At 71.1% G+C, this 19,084-nt stretch carries 12 protein-coding genes; 5 read left to right on the forward strand and 7 right to left on the reverse strand.

Annotation, left to right across the window (positions count from 1 at the left end; genetic code table 11):
* Positions 1–12: 12 nt before the first annotated feature.
* From xdhC to xdhA, 3 genes are read right to left on the reverse strand one after another with little or no spacing between them, the layout of a single operon-like run.
* Complete coding sequence (gene xdhC, locus RGE_RS19505; protein ID WP_014430181.1) at positions 13–798, reverse strand: xanthine dehydrogenase accessory protein XdhC; 786 nt, start codon at positions 796–798, stop codon at positions 13–15.
* Positions 795–3,131 (reverse strand): xanthine dehydrogenase molybdopterin binding subunit, encoded by a 2,337-nt coding sequence (gene xdhB / locus RGE_RS19510; RefSeq protein ID WP_014430182.1) that lies wholly within the window; start codon positions 3,129–3,131, stop codon positions 795–797. The genes xdhC and xdhB overlap by 4 nt, the downstream gene beginning before the upstream one ends.
* On the reverse strand, positions 3,128–4,609 hold the full coding sequence (gene xdhA, locus RGE_RS19515; RefSeq protein ID WP_014430183.1) for a xanthine dehydrogenase small subunit: 1,482 nt from the start codon (positions 4,607–4,609) through the stop codon (positions 3,128–3,130). The genes xdhB and xdhA overlap by 4 nt, the downstream gene beginning before the upstream one ends.
* A gap of 243 nt (positions 4,610–4,852) precedes the next feature.
* On the opposite strand from xdhA, the gene guaD reads away from it, so the two are divergent.
* Genes guaD through RGE_RS19540 form a run of 5 tightly spaced genes read left to right on the forward strand, consistent with a single transcriptional unit; the run spans position 4,853 to position 11,011 of the window.
* Positions 4,853–6,277, forward strand: a complete 1,425-nt coding sequence (gene guaD / locus RGE_RS19520) for a guanine deaminase (RefSeq protein WP_014430184.1) — start codon at positions 4,853–4,855, stop codon at positions 6,275–6,277.
* Between the two features lie 4 nt (positions 6,278–6,281).
* On the forward strand, positions 6,282–7,787 hold the full coding sequence (locus RGE_RS19525) for an ABC transporter ATP-binding protein (RefSeq protein WP_014430185.1): 1,506 nt from the start codon (positions 6,282–6,284) through the stop codon (positions 7,785–7,787).
* A complete protein-coding gene (locus tag RGE_RS19530; RefSeq protein ID WP_014430186.1) occupies positions 7,787–8,866 on the forward strand; it encodes an ABC transporter permease in 1,080 nt (359 codons plus the stop codon). The genes RGE_RS19525 and RGE_RS19530 overlap by 1 nt, the downstream gene beginning before the upstream one ends.
* A 4-nt stretch (positions 8,867–8,870) precedes the next feature.
* Entirely contained in the window at positions 8,871–9,797 is a 927-nt protein-coding gene (locus tag RGE_RS19535) for an ABC transporter permease (RefSeq protein ID WP_014430187.1), read from the forward strand.
* Positions 9,798–9,844: 47 nt separating this feature from the next.
* Positions 9,845–11,011, forward strand: coding sequence for a BMP family ABC transporter substrate-binding protein (locus RGE_RS19540; RefSeq protein ID WP_014430188.1), 1,167 nt, complete (start codon positions 9,845–9,847; stop codon positions 11,009–11,011).
* Between the two features lie 254 nt (positions 11,012–11,265).
* Here the strand turns inward: RGE_RS19540 and RGE_RS19545 are convergent, their stop codons facing one another.
* The 4 genes from RGE_RS19545 to RGE_RS19560 all read right to left on the reverse strand — a co-directional run bounded on the left by RGE_RS19545 (position 11,266) and on the right by RGE_RS19560 (position 19,038).
* Positions 11,266–12,282 carry a porin gene (locus RGE_RS19545; protein WP_014430189.1) on the reverse strand — a complete coding sequence of 339 codons (1,017 nt, stop codon included), beginning with the start codon at positions 12,280–12,282 and terminating at the stop codon, positions 11,266–11,268.
* Between the two features lie 257 nt (positions 12,283–12,539).
* The gene (pepF, locus tag RGE_RS19550) at positions 12,540–14,441 is read right to left on the reverse strand and encodes an oligoendopeptidase F (RefSeq protein ID WP_232505035.1); all 1,902 of its coding nucleotides are present in this window, start codon (positions 14,439–14,441) and stop codon (positions 12,540–12,542) included.
* A gap of 147 nt (positions 14,442–14,588) precedes the next feature.
* Entirely contained in the window at positions 14,589–15,569 is a 981-nt protein-coding gene (locus tag RGE_RS19555) for a response regulator (RefSeq protein ID WP_014430191.1), read from the reverse strand.
* Positions 15,550–19,038, reverse strand: a complete 3,489-nt coding sequence (locus RGE_RS19560) for a hybrid sensor histidine kinase/response regulator (RefSeq protein ID WP_014430192.1) — start codon at positions 19,036–19,038, stop codon at positions 15,550–15,552. Before RGE_RS19560 ends, RGE_RS19555 begins: the two co-directional genes overlap by 20 nt.
* Between the last annotated feature and the right edge of the window lie 46 nt (positions 19,039–19,084).

Raw genomic sequence — 19,084 nt, forward strand, 5'->3', positions numbered from 1 at the left:
TTCTTTGTGCCGTCAGCCGCGCGCGAGCAGCTGCGCGACGACGGCGACGGCGATGACCGCCGGCTCCTTGCCGGCGATGCCCGGCAGCCCGATCGGGCAGACCAGCCGCGCCAGCGCCTCGGCCGAATGGCCGCGGGCTGCCAGCCGGGCGAGGAAACGTTCGCGCTTGGTGCGCGAGCCGATCAGGCAGATCAAACCCAGCTCCGGCCGCGCCAGCGCCGCGTGCACGATCTCCAGGTCGAGGTCGTGGCGGTGCGTCATCACCAGCACGCAGGCGCCGGCCGGCGCGCGTGCCACCTCGTCGGCCGCCGCGGCGGCGGCCACGGCCTGCACCTGAGGCGGCAGCTCGACGCCGGCGAAGGCGTCGTCGCGTTCGTCGACCCATTGCACGCGGCAGGGGATCTCGTCGAGCACCCGCACGATCGCGCGGCCGACGTGGCCGGCGCCGTGCAGCTGCAGCACGAAACGCGGCGCCGGCAGCGGCCAAGTTTCGGGCGGGCAGTCCGACAGCGGCAGGAAGGCCAGCGTCGCATGGCCGCCGCAGCACTGGCCCAGCGCCGGGCCCAGCGGCACGGCCCATTCGGGCTCGACGGCTTCGCCGCGCAGCAGCGCGCGTGCACGCTCGATCGCCTTCAGCTCCAGGTGGCCGCCGCCGATCGTGCCTTCGACGCTGTCGGCCGCGACCAGCATGCGTGTGCCGGCCTCGCGTGGCACCGAGCCGCGCACCGCACGCAGTTCGACGACGACCGCCGGCCGGCGCTCGCGGCGCCAGAGTGCAGCGGTGGCGGCCAGCCTCACGCGGCGCTCCGCACCGCCTGCACGGCGGCGAGGATGGCTTCGCTGGTCGCCGGCGCCGACAGCGGCGGGTCGACGCGGTGGCCGCCGGCCGCCGAAACGGCGTCGCGGATCGCGAAGAAGACCGAGAACGGCAGCAGCAGCGGCGGTTCGCCGACGGCCTTGCTGCGATGGATGCTGTCCTGCGCGTTGGGCCGGCCGAACAGGCGCACGTGGAACTCGGGCGGCACGTCGTTGGCGGTCGGAATCTTGTAGGTGCTGGGCGCGTGCGTGGCCAGCAGCCCGGTCTTCGGGTGCCAGACCAGCTCTTCCATCGTCATCCAGCCCATGCCCTGCACGAAGGCGCCTTCGACCTGTCCGATGTCCAGCGCCGGGTTCAGCGAGGCGCCGACGTCGTGCAGCACGTCGGCACGCAGCAGCCGCCATTCGCCGGTCAGCGTATCGACCAGCACCTCGCTGCAGGCGGCGCCCCAGGCGAAGTAGTAGAAGGGTTTGCCGCTCATCGTCTGGCGGTCCCAGGACAGGCCGGGCGTGGCGTAGAAGCCTTCGCTCCAGAGCTGCACGCGCTCCAGGTAGGCGGCGTTGCAGAGCTCGGCGAAGGACATCGCCTGGCCACCGGCCTGCACGCGGCCGTCGGCGAACTGCACGTCGTCGGCGGCGACGCTCCAGCGCCGCGCGGCGAAGGCCACCAGGCGCTCGCGGATGCGGCGCGCGGCGTCCTGCGCCGCCTTGCCGTTCAGGTCGCTGCCGGTCGAGGCCGCGGTGGCCGAGGTGTTGGCCACCTTCTGCGTGTCGGTCGCGGTCACGCGCACGGCCTCGAATGGCAGGCCGAGTTCGTGCGCGACGACCTGGGCGACCTTGGTGTTGAGCCCCTGGCCCATCTCGGTGCCGCCGTGGTTCACCAGCACCGAGCCGTCGAGGTAGACGTGCACCAGCGCACCGGCCTGGTTCAGGTGCACGACGTTGAACGAGATGCCGAACTTCAGCGGCGTCAGCGCCAGCCCCTTCTTCAGCACCGGGCTGGCGGCGTTGAAGGCGGCGACGGCCTGGCGGCGCGCGGCGTAGTCGCTGCTGGCGGCCAGTTCGTCGACCAACGGCGCGACGATGTTGTCCTCGACCCGCTGGCCGTAAGGCGTGAAGTCGCGCTCACCGACCCCGTAGAAGTTGGCGCGGCGCACGTCCAGCGCGTCGCGGCCCAGGCGGCGTGCGACGCTGTCCAGCGCGTACTCGATCGCGAACGCACCCTGCGGCCCGCCGAAGCCGCGGAAGGCGGTGTTGCTCTGGGTGTTGGTGCGCGCCGCGTAACCCTGCATCGCGACGTCGGGCAGCCAGTAGCAGTTGTCGAAGTGGCACAGCGCACGCGTCATCACCGGGCCCGACAGGTCGGCGGAATGGCCGGCGTTGCTGACCATCGTGACCTCGGCGCCGAGCGCACGCCCGTCGTCGTCGTGGCCCAGCGCGAGCTGGTAGCGGAAACCATGGCGCCGGCCGGTGACGAGGAAGTCGTCGTCGCGGTCCAGCCGCAGCTTCACCGGCCGGCCGGTGCGCACGGCCGCCACCGCGGCGACGCAGGCCGGCAGCGCCGACTGCGACTCCTTGCCGCCGAAGCCGCCGCCCATGCGCCGGCACTCGACCTGCACCGCATGCGACGGCCGGTGCAGCGCGTGCGCGACCAGGTGCTGCATCTCGCTCGGGTGCTGCGTCGAACACAAGACCGTCATGCCGCCCTGCTCCTGCGGCTGGGCGTAGGCGATCTGGCCTTCGAGGTAGAAGTGCTCCTGGCCGCCGACGCCGAAGTCGAGTTCGACACGGTGCGGCGCCGCGGCCAAGGCAGCCGCCGCGTCGCCACGCGCCAGCCGCATCGGCGGCACGACGTACTGGCCGGCGGCGTGCGCCTGCATCGCGTCGAGCACCGGCGGCAGCGCGTCGAAGGTGATGACCTCTTTGGCCAGCGCCGCCGCGCGCCGCGCCGCTTCGCGTGTCGTTGCGACGACGGCGTAGACCGGCTGGCCCAGGTGGCGCAGCACGGCGCCCGGGCCGCCGGCGAGGATGGGCTCGTCCTTGACCAGCGAGCCGCACTGGTTCTCGCCGGGGATGGCGTCGGCGCAGAAGGCGTCGACGACGCCGGGCACGGCGCGCACGCGCTCCAGGTCGACGCCGCGCAGCACGCCGTGCGCCACCGGCGACAGCCCGAGCGCGGCGTGCAGCGTGCCGGCGAGTTCGGGCAGGTCGTCGGTGTAAGGCGCGCTGCCTGCGACGTGGGCCGCGGCCGACTCGTGCGGGCGCGAGCGGCCGACGACGCCGGCCGCAGACAGCGGATGCGCCGGCGCGTTCAAACGCGCACCTCGCGCTGCCAGACGTCCAGCGCCGCAGCGGGCAGCGGCGCGTCGGGCCGGGTCTCGAGCCACAGCCGTTCGAGCAGGTTCTTCGCGACCTGCATGCGGTAGGACGCGCTGGCGCGCAGGTCGCTCAGCGGCGTGTAGTCGGCGTCCAGCGCCGCCTGCGCGGCACGCAGCGCGGCTTCGTCCCAGCGCCGGCCTTGCAGCGCGGCTTCGGCAGCGGCAGCGCGTTTGACCGTCGCCGCCATGCCGCCGTAGGCCAGGCGCACCTGCTGCACGCGGTCGCCGTCCAGGCGCAAGGCGAAGGCGGCGCAGACGGCCGAGATGTCCGAGTCGTGGCGTTTGGAGATCTTCCAGCCGCGCACGACGGTGCCCGGCGCGGCCTGCGGCACGACGATGGCCTGCACGAACTCGCCCGGTTCCAGCCGGTTCTTCAGGTAGTCGACGTAGAACTCGGCGAGCGCCAGATCGCGCACACGTTCGCCGCGGCGCAGCACCAGGCGCGCGTCCAGCGCCAGCAGCACCGGCGCCGAGTCGCCGATCGGCGAGCCGTTGGCGACGTTGCCGCCCATCGTGCCGGCGTGGCGCACCGGCGGCGACGCGAAGCGCCGCCACATCTCGGCCAGCTGTGGGTGCTCGGCCACCAGCGCGGCCCAGGCCTCTTCCAGCGACGCCGCGGCGCCGATGAGCAGCCCGTCGTCGCGGCGTTCGACGCGGCGCAGCTCGGCCACGTCGCCGGTCCAGATCAGCTCGGGCAGCACGCGAAGCTGCTTGGTCACCCACAGGCCGATGTCGGTGCCGCCGCCGAGCAGGCGCGCCTCGGGCCGCGCTTCGCGCAGCGCGGCAAGCTCGCCGACGCTGCGCGGCGCGTGAAAGCCCGAGGCGGTGTGCAGCGGCGGCGCCTCGCGCATCTGCTTCAGCGCGGCGACGACCGGCGCGGTGTCCAGCCGCAGCGGCGGTGCGTCGAACATCGCCAGCCCGGCGTCGAGGATCGGCCGGTAGCCGGTGCAGCGGCAGAGGTTGCCCGACAGCTCGTCGGCCAGCTCCTGGCGTGTCGGCCGCGTGCCGGCCGCCTGGTGGCGTTCGTAAGCCGCCCACAAGGACATCACGAAGCCCGGCGTGCAGAAACCGCATTGCGAACCGTGGTGCGCCACCAACGCCTGCTGCACCGGATGCAGCACGCCGCCGGGCGCGACGTCCTCGACGGTGAACAGCGCGCGCCCGTCCAGCGTCGGCAGGAAGCGGATGCAGGCGTTGACGGTCTCCAGCTTCAGCCGCCCGTCTTCGCCCAGTTCGCCGACGACCACGGTGCAGGCACCGCAATCGCCCTCGGCACAACCTTCCTTGGTGCCGACCAGGCGCTGCTGCTCGCGCAGCCATTCGAGCACGGTGCGCGTGGCCGGCGCGTCGGCGATCTCGACGACGCGCTGGCGGTGGAAAACGCGGATCGGACGGGTTTCGCTCATCGGCAGCATCGAATGCGGTTGGAAGACAGTACAGCGCAAGCGGCGGCGGCGTGCGGCACGGGCAAAATATCGTCACCCGCGACGCGGCCCGGAACAGGGCCGGCGCGAGATCACCACCACCGTGAAGCCCGAACGCAGCGCCCCCGAGGTCGACCTGCGCGCTGCCCTCGGCATGCGCGTGCCTGCCTGCGCCCGGTTTTGCATGCAATCCGCGGGCCTGCCCCGGCGCACCAACGCGGCACGGAGCGCCCGGTGAGCAAGCTCGCGCTCCACGGCGACCTGCTGGACTTCGAGTCCACGCCCGGCTGGGGCGACCCGGCGCTGCACGGCGTTCGCTGGCGCCCCGACCACTGGCTGCTGATCGAGGACGGCCGCATCGCCGGCGCCCTGCCCGGCCGCGAGCCGCCCGGCGAGGACTGGCGGCGCGAGGAGCACAGCGGCCGGCTGCTGATGCCGGGTTTCATCGACACCCACGTGCACTGCCCGCAGCTCGACGTCATCGCGAGCTGGAGCCCGGGGCTGCTGCACTGGCTGGACACCTACACCTTCCCGGCCGAGCAGCGTTTCGCCGATCCCGAGGTCGCCGCCGCCGGCGCCGCGATGTTCCTCGACGCGCTGCTGGCCCACGGCACGACCAGCGCCGTCGTCTTCCCGACGGTGCACGCGGCTTCGGCCGAGGCGCTGTTCGCCGCCGCCTGCGCTCGCGGCATGCGCCTCGTCGCCGGCAAGGTGCTGATGGACCGCGGCGCGCCGCCGGCGCTGACCGACGACGTCGCCGGCGCCGAACGCGACTGCGAGGCGCTGATCGCACGCTGGCACGGCCAGGGCCGCAACGCCTACGCGCTGACGGTGCGTTTCGCGATCACCAGCACGCCCGGGCAGCTGGCGATGGCCGGGCGGCTGCTCGCGCGCCACGAAGGTCTCTACCTGCAGACCCACGTCGCCGAGAACCGCGACGAGGTCGCCGAGGTCGCGCGCCTGTTCCCCGAGGCGCGCAGCTACCTCGACGTCTACCACCGCCACGGCCTGCTGGGGCCGCGCTCGGTGCTGGCGCACGGCATCTGGCTCGACGACGAAGACCGCCGCCTGCTCGCCGACACCGGCGCGCAGATCGCGTTCTGCCCGACGAGCAACCTGTTCCTCGGCAGCGGCCTGTTCGACTGGCAGGCGGCGGTCGACCACGGCCACAAGGTGTCGATCGCCACCGACGTCGGCGGCGGCACCAGCCTGTCGATGCAGCGCACGCTGGCCGAGGCCTACAAGGTGCAGGCGATGCGCGGCACGCGGCTGACCGCCTGGTGCGCGCTGCACGCCGCCACACGCGGCGCCGCCGAGGCGCTGGGCCTGGGCGCCGAGATCGGCCACTTCGACGTCGGCGCGACGGCCGACGTCGTCGCCTGGGACTGGGCGCACGGCGCCGCGGCACTGCACCGCGACGCCGTGGCGCGCGGCGCGGTGGCGACGCTGCCGGCGCAGGATCTGCACGCCCGCGTCTTCGCCTGGATGACGCTGGCCGACGAGCGCAACGTCGCCGCCGCCTGGGTGGCCGGCGTGCCGCGCTTCGAACGCGGCCGCATGCTTCAAAATGTAGACATTGGCACGGCGCTTGCGACCCGTCCCGATCCACGAGACCCCCAACACGCCGACGGCGCCGACGTCCGTTCGCGGCACTCCTGAGTCCATGCACCGCCTCGAACTCGACGGCATCACCAAGCAGTACCCCGCGGTCCGCGCCAACGACGGCGTCAGCCTGCGCGTCAAGCCGGGCGAGATCCACGCCGTGCTCGGCGAGAACGGCGCCGGCAAGTCGACGCTGATGAAGGTGATCTACGGCGCCGTCCAGCCCGACGCCGGCACGATCCGCTGGAACGGCAGCCCGGTGACGGTGCGCAGCCCGGCCGAAGCGCGCGCGCTGGGCATCAGCATGGTCTACCAGCACTTCTCGCTGTTCGACACGCTGACCGCGGCCGAGAACGTCTGGCTCGGCCTGGACAAGGCGATGAAGCTGCCCGAGGTGACGCGCCGCATCACCGAGGTCGCGCACACCTACGGCCTGGACGTCGACCCGCAGCGCCCGGTGCACACGCTGTCGGTCGGCGAGCGCCAGCGCGTGGAGATCGTGCGTGCGCTGCTGACCGACCCGCAGCTCCTGATCCTCGACGAGCCGACCTCGGTGCTGACGCCGCAGGCCGTCGACAAGCTCTTCGTCACGCTGCGCCAGCTCGCCGAGCGCGGCACCAGCATCCTCTACATCAGCCACAAGCTCGACGAGATCCGCTCGCTGTGCCACCACTGCACGGTGCTGCGCGGCGGCAAGGTCACCGGCGAGGTCGACCCGACGCAGGAGAGCAACGCCAGCCTGTCGCGGCTGATGATCGGCGCCGAGCCGCCGCAGCTGCAGCACGGCACGCGGCCGGCGGGCGACGTCGTGCTCGCGGTCAAGGGCCTGTCGCTGGCGCGCGAGGACCAGTTCGGCGTCGACCTGAAGGACATCGGCTTCGACGTGCGCGCCGGCGAGATCGTCGGCGTCGCCGGCGTCTCCGGCAACGGCCAGCAGGAGCTGATGGCCGCGCTGTCGGGCGAGGACACGCGCTCGCCGGCCGGCAGCATCCGCCTGTTCGGCCGCGACATCGCCCACCACGGCGCGCGCAAGCGCCGCCACGAGGGCCTGCACTTCGTGCCCGAGGAACGCCTGGGCCGCGGCGCGGTGCCGACGCTGAGCCTGGCGCAGAACACGCTGCTGACGCGCACCGAGGCGGTGTCACGCGCCGGCTGGATCCCCAGCGGGCGTGTCACGGCGCTGGCCGACACGATCATCCGCCGCTTCAACGTCAAGGCCGGCGGCCCGGGCGCGGCGGCCAAGAGCCTCTCGGGCGGCAACCTGCAGAAGTTCATCGTCGGCCGCGAGATCGACGCCGACCCGAAGCTGCTCGTCGTCAGCCAGCCGACCTGGGGCGTGGACGTCGGCGCCGCGGCGCTGATCCGCGGCGAGCTGCTCAAGCTGCGCGACGCCGGCTGCGCGCTGCTGGTCGTCAGCGAGGAGCTGGACGAACTGTTCGAGATCAGCGACCGGCTGATCGTCATCGCCCAGGGGCGCGTGTCGCCGTCGATTCCCGTCGCCGAGGCGACGATCGAGAAGATCGGCGAATGGATGAGCGGCCTGTGGGCGCCGCGGGAGACGGCCTGATGTTGAAGCTCGAGGCACGGCCCGAGCCGTCGAAGTGGATGTCGATCGCCTCGCCGCTGCTGGCGCTGGCGATCACGGTGCTGATCGGCGTGGTGCTTTTCGTCCTGCTGGGCAAGGACCCGGTGCGCGGGCTGCAGGTGTTCTTCGTCGAGCCGGTGAAGAACCTGTACGCGCTGTCGGAGCTGACGGTGAAGGCCACGCCGCTGGTGCTGATCGCGCTGGGGCTGGCGGTCTGCTACCGCTCCAACGTCTGGAACATCGGCGCCGAGGGCCAGTTCGTCGTCGGCGCGCTGGCCGCCGGCTGGGTGGCGATGCAGGCGCCGTCGCTGGCCTGGATGGGCCGCGGCATCGTCGTCGTGATCCTCTTCGCCGGCGTGCTGGGCGGCATGGTCTGGGCGAGCATCGTCGCCGCGCTGCGCGACCGCTTCCACGCCAACGAGATCCTGGTCAGCCTGATGCTGGTCTACGTCGCCGAGATGGTGCTCGGCTGGCTGGTCTACGGCCCCTGGAAGGACCCGAACGGCTACAACTTCCCGCAGACCGTGACCTTCGACGCGGTGACCAAGATCCCGCGCCTGGTCGACGGCCTGCGCGCCAACATCGGCGTCGTCATCGCGCTCGTCGCGGTGGTCGGCTTCTGGGCCTTCATGTTCCGCACCTACCGCGGCTTTCAGCTGCAGGTCGGCGGCCTGGCGCCGGCGGCGGCGCGTTATGCCGGCTTCTCGTCGCGCAGCGCGCTGTGGACCTCGCTGCTGCTGTCCGGCGGCATGGCGGGCCTGGCCGGCGGGCTGGAAGCGGCCGGGCCGCTGGGCCAGCTGACGCCGTACGTGCCGGCCGGCTACGGCTTCGGCGCGATCATCGTCGCCTTCGTCGGCCGCCTGCACCCGGTGGGCATCGTCTTCTCCGGGATCCTGATGAGCATGTTCTACATCGGCGGCGAACTCGCACAGTCGCGCCTGGGGCTGCCCAAGTCGCTGACCGGCGTCTTCCAGGGCCTGCTGCTGTTCACGCTGCTGGCCTGCGACACGCTGATCCACTACCGCGTGCGCAGCTGGCGCGCCGCCCGCGCCAAGGGCTGAGGACATGGACTTCACCACCCTTCCCCTGCTGATCGCGGCGACGCTCAACGCCGGCACCGTGCTGGCCATCGCCGCGCTCGGCCTGCTGATCAACGAACGCGCCGGCATCGTCAACCTCGGCGCCGAAGGCCTGATGCTGGTCGCCGCGATCGCCGGCTTCGCCACCGCGATGCACACCGGCAGCGACTGGCTGGGCTTCGCCGCCGGCATCGGCGCCGGGGCGCTGCTGTCGGCGCTGTTCGGCCTGCTGGTCATCTGGCTGAACACCAACCAGTACGCCAGCGGCCTGGCGCTGAGCCTGTTCGGCGCCGGCTTCTCGGCTTTCGTCGGCATCGGCTACGTGCAGGGCAAGCTCGGCGAGCGGCCGTCGTTCGCGGTTCCCTTGCTGTCGGACATCCCGTTCGTCGGCCCGGCCTTCTTCCGCCAGCACCCGATGGTCTACCTGGCGATCGTGCTGACCGCGGGGCTGGCCTGGTTCCTCTACCGCTCGCGCGCCGGGCTGGTGCTGCGTGCGGTCGGCGAGTCGCCCGAATCGGCGCACGCGCTGGGCTATCCGGTGCGCAAGATCCGCCTGGCGGCCGTCGTCGCCGGCGGCGCGCTGTGCGGCCTGGCCGGCGCCTACCTGTCGGTGATCTACACGCCGCTGTGGGTCGAGGGCATGGTCGCCGGCAAGGGCTGGATCGCGCTGGCGCTGACGACCTTCGCGACCTGGCGCCCGGCACGAGTGCTGCTTGGGGCTTACCTGTTCGGCGGCGTCACGATGCTGCAGTTCCATCTGCAGAGCCAGGGCGTCGAGATCCCGAGCCAGTTCCTCAGCATGCTGCCCTACGTCGCGACCATCGTCGTGCTGGTGCTGATCTCGCGCAATCCGGCGTGGATCCGGGTCAACATGCCGGCGTCGCTCGGCAAACCGTTCTTCCCCGGCTCCTGAGCCGGACCAATAATTTCCGTTTTCGTCACCCCCTGGAGAAAAGACCGATGTCTTTCGAATCGAAGCGCTCGCTGCTGAAGCTGGCCGGCTGGTCCACGCTCGCGGCGGCCGCCGCCCTCGTCGGCTGCGGCAAGAAGGAAGAAGCGGCGCAACCGGCGGCCGAACCGGCGTCGGCGCCGGCCTCGGCCGCTGCGGCCAAGCCCGAGCCGCTGAAGGTCGCGTTCGCCTACGTCGGCCCGGTGGGCGACGGCGGCTGGACCTTCGCGCACGACAACGCGCGCAAGAAGCTCGAGGCCGAGTTCGGCGACAAGATCGTCACCACCTTCGTCGAGAAGGTGCCCGAAGGCGCGGACGCCGAGCGTGTGTTCCGTGACCTGATCGGCCAGGGCAACAAGCTGATCTTCGGCACGACCTTCGGCTACATGGAGCCGATCCAGAAGGTCGCCGCCGACGCCAAGGACGTGAAGTTCGAGCACGCCACCGGCTACAAGCAGGGCGAGAACATCCGCACCTACGACGCCCGCACCTACGAGGGCGCGTACATGGCGGGCGTGATCGCCGGCTCGATGACCAAGAGCAACACGCTGGGCGTCGTCGGCTCGATCCCCATTCCCGAGGTCATCCGCAACATCAACAGCTTCACGCTGGGCGCGCAGAGCGTGAACCCGAAGATCAAGACCAAGGTGGTCTGGGTCAACGAATGGTTCAACCCGCCCAAGGAAACCGAAGCCGCGCAAAGCCTGATCAACGGCGGCGCCGACATCCTGTTCCAGAACACCGACTCGTCGGCCGTTCTGCAGACCGCGGCGAAGAACAAGAAGTACGCCTTCGGCTGGGACAGCGACATGACGGCCTACGCGCCGGAAGCCCACCTGGCTTCGTCGATCATCGACTGGTCGCCGTACTACATCCAGGCCACGCGTGCGGCGCTGGAAGGCAAGTGGACCGGCGGCACGGCCACCTGGTGGGGCGTCAAGGAAGGCGCGATCGACATCGTCTCGATCAGCGACAAGGTGCCGGCCGAAGCCAAGGCCAAGCTCGACGAAGTCAAGGCCGGCCTGAAGGACGGCAGCTTCGTGATCTGGAAGGGCCCGATCGTCACCAACGCCGGCAAGGAAGTGCTGAAGAAGGACGAGGCCGCGGACGACAAGTTCCTGGGCGGCATCAACTTCTTCGTCAAGGGGGTCGAGGGCAAAGTCCCGACGGGGAAGTAAGAGCCCCCGGCCGCCTGGCGGCCGCCCCCCCGAGGGGGGCAACCTGACCGGACCGGGGGACCCGGATCCGGTCAGGCGCGTTAACACCGCCGCTCCCCCTGACCGCCTTCGGCGGTCTGTCCCCGAGGGGAATGCAGAACAGCCACCGTGGTTCGCCCGGTGGCTGTTTTGTTTGGTACGGGCGAAAAAAAGCGGCACCCGGAGGTGCCGCTGAAGCTGAGGTACCGAGGCGGGCGCCCCCGCCTGGGTCAGGTTCAGAACTTGTGGCGGATGCCGACGGCGTAGGTGTCGCCGGTGTCGAGGCCCGTCACCTTGTCTTGCATGTAGATCGCGTAGACGTCGGTGCGCTTGGACAGGTTGTAGTCGTAGCCCAGGGTCAGCGTCTTGTTGGTCTTGTCGCCCAGACCATCGTCCTTGGCGTGGCCGTACTGGGCCAGGACCTTGCCGCCGGCCAGCGGGATCGAGGCGCCGACGCCCCAGATGTCGGTGCCGGTGTCGGCCGCCGCGCTGGTGTCGATCTTGGTGTACTGACCGAACAGCTTGGCGACGCCGAGGTCGTACGAAGCGCCGACTTGCTTGGTTTCCTGATCCTTGAAGCCGACCGGCGCGCCGAAGGCGTCGTTCTTGACCTTCGAGTACGACACGGTCGCCGCCAGCGGGCCGCTCATGTAGAGCACGCTGCCGCCGAGGTTGTTGCCGAACGCGTTCGCGGCCTTCTCGCCGACGTTGGCTTGCACGTTGAAGCTCAGGCCGTTCCAGCTCTTGCTCTTGAACAGGACCGAGTTGCTCCAGCCGGTGTCGCCGTAGAACTGCAGCATCTCGGCGTGCGGGGTCAGCACTTGCAGGATGCTCGGCGAGAACGCGAAGGAGTCGCCGATCGCGTTGAACATCAGCGTCGACACGAACATCGTCGTCGTCGTGCGGCCGAACTGGTACTCGCCGTAGTTCGTGGCCAGGCCGACGTAGGCGTTGCGGGCCCAGAACTTGTCGCCGTCGAAGCGGCCGGCGGTGCCGGTGTCGGCGCGCAGGAAGTGCTCGATCGCGAACGTGACCTTCAGACCGTTGCCGACGTCTTCGCTGCCGCTGAAGCCGATGAACGAGGTGGTCATGTTGCCGCTCTGGACCTTGGTGGTCGAGTCGGCACCGGCCATCTGGAAGCTACCGACGGCGGCGTCCATCAGGCCGTAGATGTTGACGTTGGACTGGGCCTGGGCCAGACCGACACACAGCAGCGCGGCTGCGCCGGCGACCGCCTTCAGCGAACGGGACATGGGAACTCCTGGGGAGATTGGTGAACAGGAAGAGACGAGAAACAGCTTGTCACGAAGCAAGCGTTATGCCGCAGCTGTATACAAGTCTGCGGTCGGCGTGATTGTGTGACAGCGGGGTGAAGGCTCCGGGGGTTTTCCCTCAACGCACCGCGATGGGCGTGGGCGCGGCACCACAGCCGCGCGCATGCACCGCGCCGAATCGCGCAAACCCATGAAAAAGCCGCCCCGGAGGGCGGCTTCGCGAGGTGAGCGCAGGCTTACTTGGCGGCCGGTTGCAGCTTCGCGGCCTCGGCTTCCATGCGCGTGACGAGCTCGTCGAGCTGGTCGACGACGGCCTGCACCGTCTGGCGCTGGGTCAGGTCGACACCGGCCTTCTGCAGCTGCTTCATCGGCTGGTCGTTGCCGCCCGAGGACAGCAGCGTCAGGTAGCGCTTGACCGCCGCGTCGCGCTCGGCCTTGGGGCCCTGCGTCATCGACTTGAACAGCTTGGCCGACGAGGCGAAGCAGGTCGCGTACTGGTAGACGTAGTACGGCGTGTTGAAGAAGTGCGGGATGCGCGCCCAGGTGTACTTGTAGAAGTCGTCGGCGGTGATCGCGTCGCCCCAGTACTCCTTGAGCACCTGGGCGTAGAGCTGGTTCAGCGCCTCGGTGGTCACGGGCTCGTCGCGCTCGACGAGCTGGTGCGCGCGCAGCTCGAAGTCGGCGAACAGCACCTGCGTGTAGAAGGTGCCGACGATGGCGTCGACGGCCTCCTGCAGCAGCAGGAAACGCTCCTTCGGGTCGGTGGTCTGCTTGAGCAGGTGCTCGAGCAGGAACCGTTCGTTGGTCGTCGAGGCGACCTCGGCGACGAAGATCGTGTAGTCGGCGGTGACGAAGGGCTGGTGCTCGTAGGACAGCACGGTGTGCATCGCGTGCCCCGCCTCGTGGGCGAAGGTGAACATCGCGTCGCGCGTGTCGTTGTAGTTCATCAGCAAGTAGGGGCCGACGCCGTAGACGCCGGCGTTGTAGGCGCCGCTGCGCTTGCCTTCGTTCTCGTAGACGTCGACACGGCCGCCGCTGACGAACTTCTGGTAGCGCTGCACGTACTCCTTGCCCAGCGGCGCCACCGAGGCGATGGCCTGCTGGCGCGCTTCTTCGTAGGGCCAGGTCTTGTCGCTGCGGAACACCGGCACGAACTGGTCGTACAGGTGATAGCTCGGCAGGCCCAGCAGGCGCTGGCGCAGCCTGGCGTAGCGCTGCAGCGGCGAGGTGCCCTTGCGCGCGACGTCGATCAGCGTCTCGACGACCTGGCGCGGGATCGCGTTCTCGTCGAGCGCCGCGTCCAGCGTCGTCGGGAAGTTGCGCGCGCGTGCCAGGAACCAGTCACGCTGCAGGATGCCGTTGTAGATCGCGGCGTAGGTGTGCGCGGTCTGGCCGTAGGTGCCGACGTGGGCGGCGGCGGCGGCGGCGCGGTCGGCCTGCACGCTGCTCTCGGACAGCAGCGCCGAGTAGTTGCCCGGTGTCAGCGTGACCTCCTTGCCGTCGGACAGGCGGATCGTCGGGAACTTGATGTCCGAGGTGCTGAGCTCGCTGTAGGTCTCGTTGGACGCGCGGTTGCTGCGCGAGGCCAGCGCCAGCAGGCGCTCGCCCTTCTCGTCGAGCACGTGCGCCTGGCGGCGGAAGGCCTCGAGGATCGGGAAGCGGTACGGCGCCAGCGCTGGCGTCTTGTCCAGCCACTCGTGCATCGTGGCTTCGGGCACGGTCAACAGCTCGGGCGTGAACCAGGCACTGGCGGCGTCGAACTTGGCGAACATCGCACCGACGCGCTGGAAGCGGCCGGAGACGTTCTGGTCGCGCGTGTCGGTGTCGCGCTGCAGCTGCGGGTAGCGATAGATGCGGTACTGCAGCTTGCCGATCTCGTCGTAGGCCTGGTAGGCGGCGAGCACGGCCTCGGGGCCGTTCTTCAGCGTGCCCTGCAGCTTGACGAAGGCGTCGATGCGCTGGTCCATCTCGCGCATGCCGGCTTCCCAGGCCTCCCAGTCGGCGTAGATCGGGCTGAAGTCCCAGCGGTACTGCGCCGGGATCTCGGCACGCACGCGGGTCGTGGGCTTGGCGGCCATCGCGGAGGCGGCCATCGAGACCGCGGCGGCGCAGACGGCGCCGGCAACGAAGGTGTGCATCTTCAAGGTGTGGCGGGCGCGGCCTCGACGGCCGCACGGGGATTCTGCGGTGGATCGGAACCGGGGGCGGCGGCAGGGTCGGCCCGGCACAAGCGGCCAGTGTTGGAGCCGTGCGCGACGGAGGTCAAGCGCCGTGCGACGAACGGCTCAATTGGCGCGACCAAGCTGCTTGACGCGCGCCATCGCCAGCGCCGCGGCGGCGGTGCGGGTCTCGACGCCCAGCTTCTCGAACACGTGCTCCAGGTGCTTGGTGACGGTGCGGTGGCTGGTGCCGAGGATGTCGCCGATGTCGCGGTTGGTCTTGCCCTGCACCACCCAGTACAGCACCTCGGCCTCGCGCGCGGTGAGTTCCAGCGCCAGCGACATCGCCTCGACGATGGCCGCGTCGTCGCTCTCGCGCATGACGACCAGCCATTCGCCGGGCACCGGCTCGCCGTCGTCGTCGGGCATCGGGTGCAGCGCGAAGCTGATGCGGCGTGCACCGCGCGCCACCGTCAGCCCGGCGGGCTCGGCGCCGGCGCGGCGGCGCAGCGACTCGCGCGCGATCCAGGCCATCAGCTCGGGCGGCGTCGCCGTGTCCTCGCCGCCGAAGTGCTCGGACAGCATGCGCCGCGCCAGCGCCGTCTGCCACAGGCGCCGGCCGTCGCGCTCGCGCACGACCAGCGTCGCGTGGCCGAAGGCGTCGAGCGCGTTGCGCGCCTGGCGCTGGCTGCGCGCCTGGTGCAGGTGGGCGGCGATGCGCGCCAGCACTTCGCGCGGACGGATCGGCTTGGTGACGTAGTCGGTGCCGCCGGCGCCGAAGGCGGCGACGACGTGTTCGGTCTCGGTGAGCCCGGTCATGAAGACGATCGGGATGTGGGCCGTCCCGGCGTCGGCCTTGAGGCGGCGCGCGGTCTCGAAGCCGTCCAGGCCCGGCATCACCGCGTCGAGCAGCACGATGTCGGGCTGGGCGCGCGCGGCCAGCGTCAGCGCCGCCTCGCCCGAGGTGGCGACGAGCACGGTGTAGCCGGCCTCGTCGAGCGCGTCGTTGAGCAGCGCGAGGTTCTCGGGCACGTCGTCGACGACGAGCACGACGTCGGCGGCGTCGGGCGCGTCCAGGCGGGGGTCTTCAGGCGGCTCGGGGTTCATCGAGGGCCTTGTTCAGGATGTCGTTCATCGTCTCGTAGTTGAACTGGCGCGCCAGCAGCCGCATGCGGGCGGCGAAACCGGCGTGCGCCGGGTCGGCGGCCTCGATGGCGTCGAGCTGGCGCGCGACGCCGCGCACGTGGCCCAGGCCGACCGCGTCGCGCAGCGGGCGCAGCAGCTCGGCCGGCGGCAGCGGTGCGTCGGCCGGCGGCGGCGCCGGCGCGGGTTCGGGCACGCGTGCGCCGTAGCGCCAGTCCAGCCCCAGGCGCGCGCCCAGCCAGTCCAGCAGCTCGCCGACACGCACCGGCTTGACGAGGAAATCCTCGCCCGGCAGGCCGACGTCGTTGTCCAGCTTCTTGTCGAAGGCGTTGGCCGAGACCACCGCCAGCGGCATCGTGTGGCCGGCGGCGCGCAGCCGGCGGATCGTCTCCCAGCCGTCGATGCCGGGCATCGCCAGGTCCATGAAGACCGCGTCGTAGGGCGCGTCGGTGGCCAGGCGCGCGAGCGCGGCCTCGCCGCTGGCCGCACCCTCGACCTCGAAACCCAGCGGCTGCAGCAGGTCGGCGACGAGGCGCCGGTCGGCCTCCTCGTTGTCGACCGCCAGCACGCGCCGGCGCCGGCCTTCGTAGCCGACGCGGCGCGCGCGCAGCGTGTCGACCTCGGGCGCCGCCGCCGCCACCTCGGGCAGGAAGAGGCGGATGCGGAAGGTGCTGCCCTGGCCGGGCGTGCTGGCCACCGTCATCTCGCCGCCCATCAGCTCGCAGAGCATGCGTGCGATCGTCAGCCCCAGCCCGGTGGAGCCGACCGACTGGCCGCTGGCCGCCGAGCCGCGCTCGAAAGGCTCGAAGACGCGCGCCAGCTCGTCGGCCGTCATGCCGGGGCCGGTGTCGGCGATCTCGAAACGCGCCATCTCGCGCTGGTGGGCGACGCGCAGCGTCACCTGGCCGGCCTGGGTGAACTTGATCGCGTTGCCCAGCAGGTTGATGAGGATCTGGCGCAGCCGCTTCTCGTCGGCGCGCACCACCGCCGGCAGGCGGCCGTCGACGGCGAAGCGGAAGGCCAGGCCGCGGCCGGCGGCCTGCAGCTCGAACATCCTCGCGATCTCGGCCAGGCCGTCGGCGAAGCGCATCGGCCGCACCTCCAGCGCCAGCTTGCCCGACTCGATGCGTGCGATGTCCAGCGTGCCCTCGATCAGGCTCAAGAGGTGATCGCCGCCGCGGCGGATCACGGCCACCGCCTGGCGGCGGTGCGGCGGCATCGCCTCGTCCTCCTCCAGCAGCTGGGCGTAGCCGAGGATGCTGTTGAGCGGCGTGCGCAGCTCGTGGCTGATGGTCGTGATGTAGCGGCTCTTGGCGCGGTTGGCAGCCTCGGCGTGGCCGCGGGCACGGTCGGCTTCCTCGCGTGCGGCCTGCAGCGCGGCGTCGGTGCGCGCGTGCGACTCGATCTCGCGCTGCAGCGCGAGCGTCTGGCGGTTGGACTCCTCCTGCGCCGCGGCGCGGCTGCGGTGCGCGAGCACGCCCCACCAGACGCCGATGCCGGCGGCGATCCACAGCAGCAGGAAGGTGCTGACGAAGCCCTGGGTCAGCGTCGTGCCCAGCGCAGCGGCCTGGTCGCCCAGCAGGCGCAGCGCCTGGCGGTGGGCGACGCCCAACACCAGCGCCAGCGCTGGCGTCACCAGGCCCATCAGCAGCAGGTAGTCGGCCAGCCCGGCGTCGAGCTGCGGCGCCATGCGCGCCGGCAGCAGCCGCGCGAGCAAGGCGCGCCACTGGGCGAGCAGCTTCGCGCGCGGCTTGCAGAGGTCGTGGCAGCGTGCGTCCAGCGTGCAGCACAGGCTGCAGATGCCGGCCTGGTAGGCCGGGCAGAAGGCCATGTCCTCGGTCTCGTACTCGCGCTCGCAGACCGTGCAACGGTGGCGCAGCCGGGCGTAGCGGCCGTCGGCGGCAGCCGGCTCGGCAACGATCGGGATCGCGCCGGCCGGCAGCGTGCTGGTGCGCGCCAGGTAGTAGCGGCCTTGGGTCGCCCAGGCGATCAGCGGCGAGGCGACGAAGGCGGTGACCAGCGCGATCGCCGCCGAATAGGCCTGCGCCAGCTCGCCGAAGGCGCCCAGGTGCGCGGCCACCGACAGCGCCGAGGCGATGCCCATCGCGCCGACGCCGACCGGGTTGATGTCGTAGAGATGCGCACGCTTGAACTCGATGCCCGGCGGCGACCAGCCCAGCGGCTTGTTGACGACGAGGTCGGCGACGACCGCCATCATCCAGGCGATGGCGACGTTGGCGTACAGCCCGAGCACGTGCGACAGCGCCTGGAAGACGTTCATCTCCATCAGCACCAGCGCGATGGCCGTGTTGAACACCATCCAGACCACGCGCCCCGGGTGGGCGTGCGTCAGCCGCGAGAAGAAGTTGCTCCAGGCCAGCGAGCCGGCGTAGGCGTTGGTGACGTTGATCTTCAGCTGCGAGACGAGCACGAAGGCCGCCGTCACCGCGACCGCGACGCCGTAGTCGGAGAACACCGTCTCGTAGGCCGCGAGGTACATCTGGTTCGGGTCGACGGCACGTTCGGGCGGCACCATGCGCGTGATCGCCAGATAGGCCAGCAGCGCGCCGCCGAGCATCTTCAGCACGCCCGGCAGCACCCAGCCCGGGCCGCCGGCCAGCACCGCCAGGTGCCAGCGCCAGCCGCCGCGGCTGGCCTTCTCCGGCATGAAACGCAGGTAGTCGGCCTGCTCGCCCATCTGCGTGATCAAGGCGATGCCGACCGTCGTCGCGGCGCCGAAGGCCAGCACGTCGAACCCCGCCACGCCGTGTTCACCGCCGTAGCTCGCCAGCCCCGCCAGCAGCCCGGGCTCGGCGTGGAAGACGAAGACGTAGGGCACGACCAGCATCGCGATCCACAGCGGCTGGGTCCAGACCTGCAGCCGGCTGATCGCCGTGACGCCGTGCGTCACCAGCGGGATGACGACCAGCGCGCACAGCAGATAGCCCAGCGCCGGCGGGATGTCCAAGGCCAGCTCCAGCGCGTAGGCCATCACCGCCGCCTCGAGGGCGAAGAAGATGAAGGTGAAGCTCGCGTAGATCAGCGAGGTGATCGTCGAGCCGATGTAGCCGAAGCCGGCGCCGCGCGTCAGCAGGTCCATGTCGACGCCGTGGCGCGCGGCGTAGACGCTGATCGGCCAGCCGGCGAGGAAGATCACGAGGCCGGTGGCCAGGATCGCCAGCGCCGCGTTGACGAAGCCGTACTGCACCAGCAGCGTCGCGCCGACGGCTTCGAGGATCAGGAAGGACGAGGCGCCGAAGGCCGTGTTGGCGACGCGCCACTCGCTCCAGCGGCGAAACGAGCGCGGCGTGAAACGCAGCGCGTAGTCCTCGATGGTCTCGCGCGCGACCCAGGCGTTGTAGTCGCGGCGAGTCTTCACGACGCGCTGCGGCGCTTCGGCGGGGGCGGCAGCGGTGTCGGCCGGCGGACTCATCGGTCACCGGCAATCAAGAAGCGCACCAGCCTTAACATGGCGCCGG

The organism is Rubrivivax gelatinosus IL144 (assembly GCF_000284255.1).
GTDB lineage: Bacteria > Pseudomonadota > Gammaproteobacteria > Burkholderiales > Burkholderiaceae_C > Rubrivivax > Rubrivivax gelatinosus_A.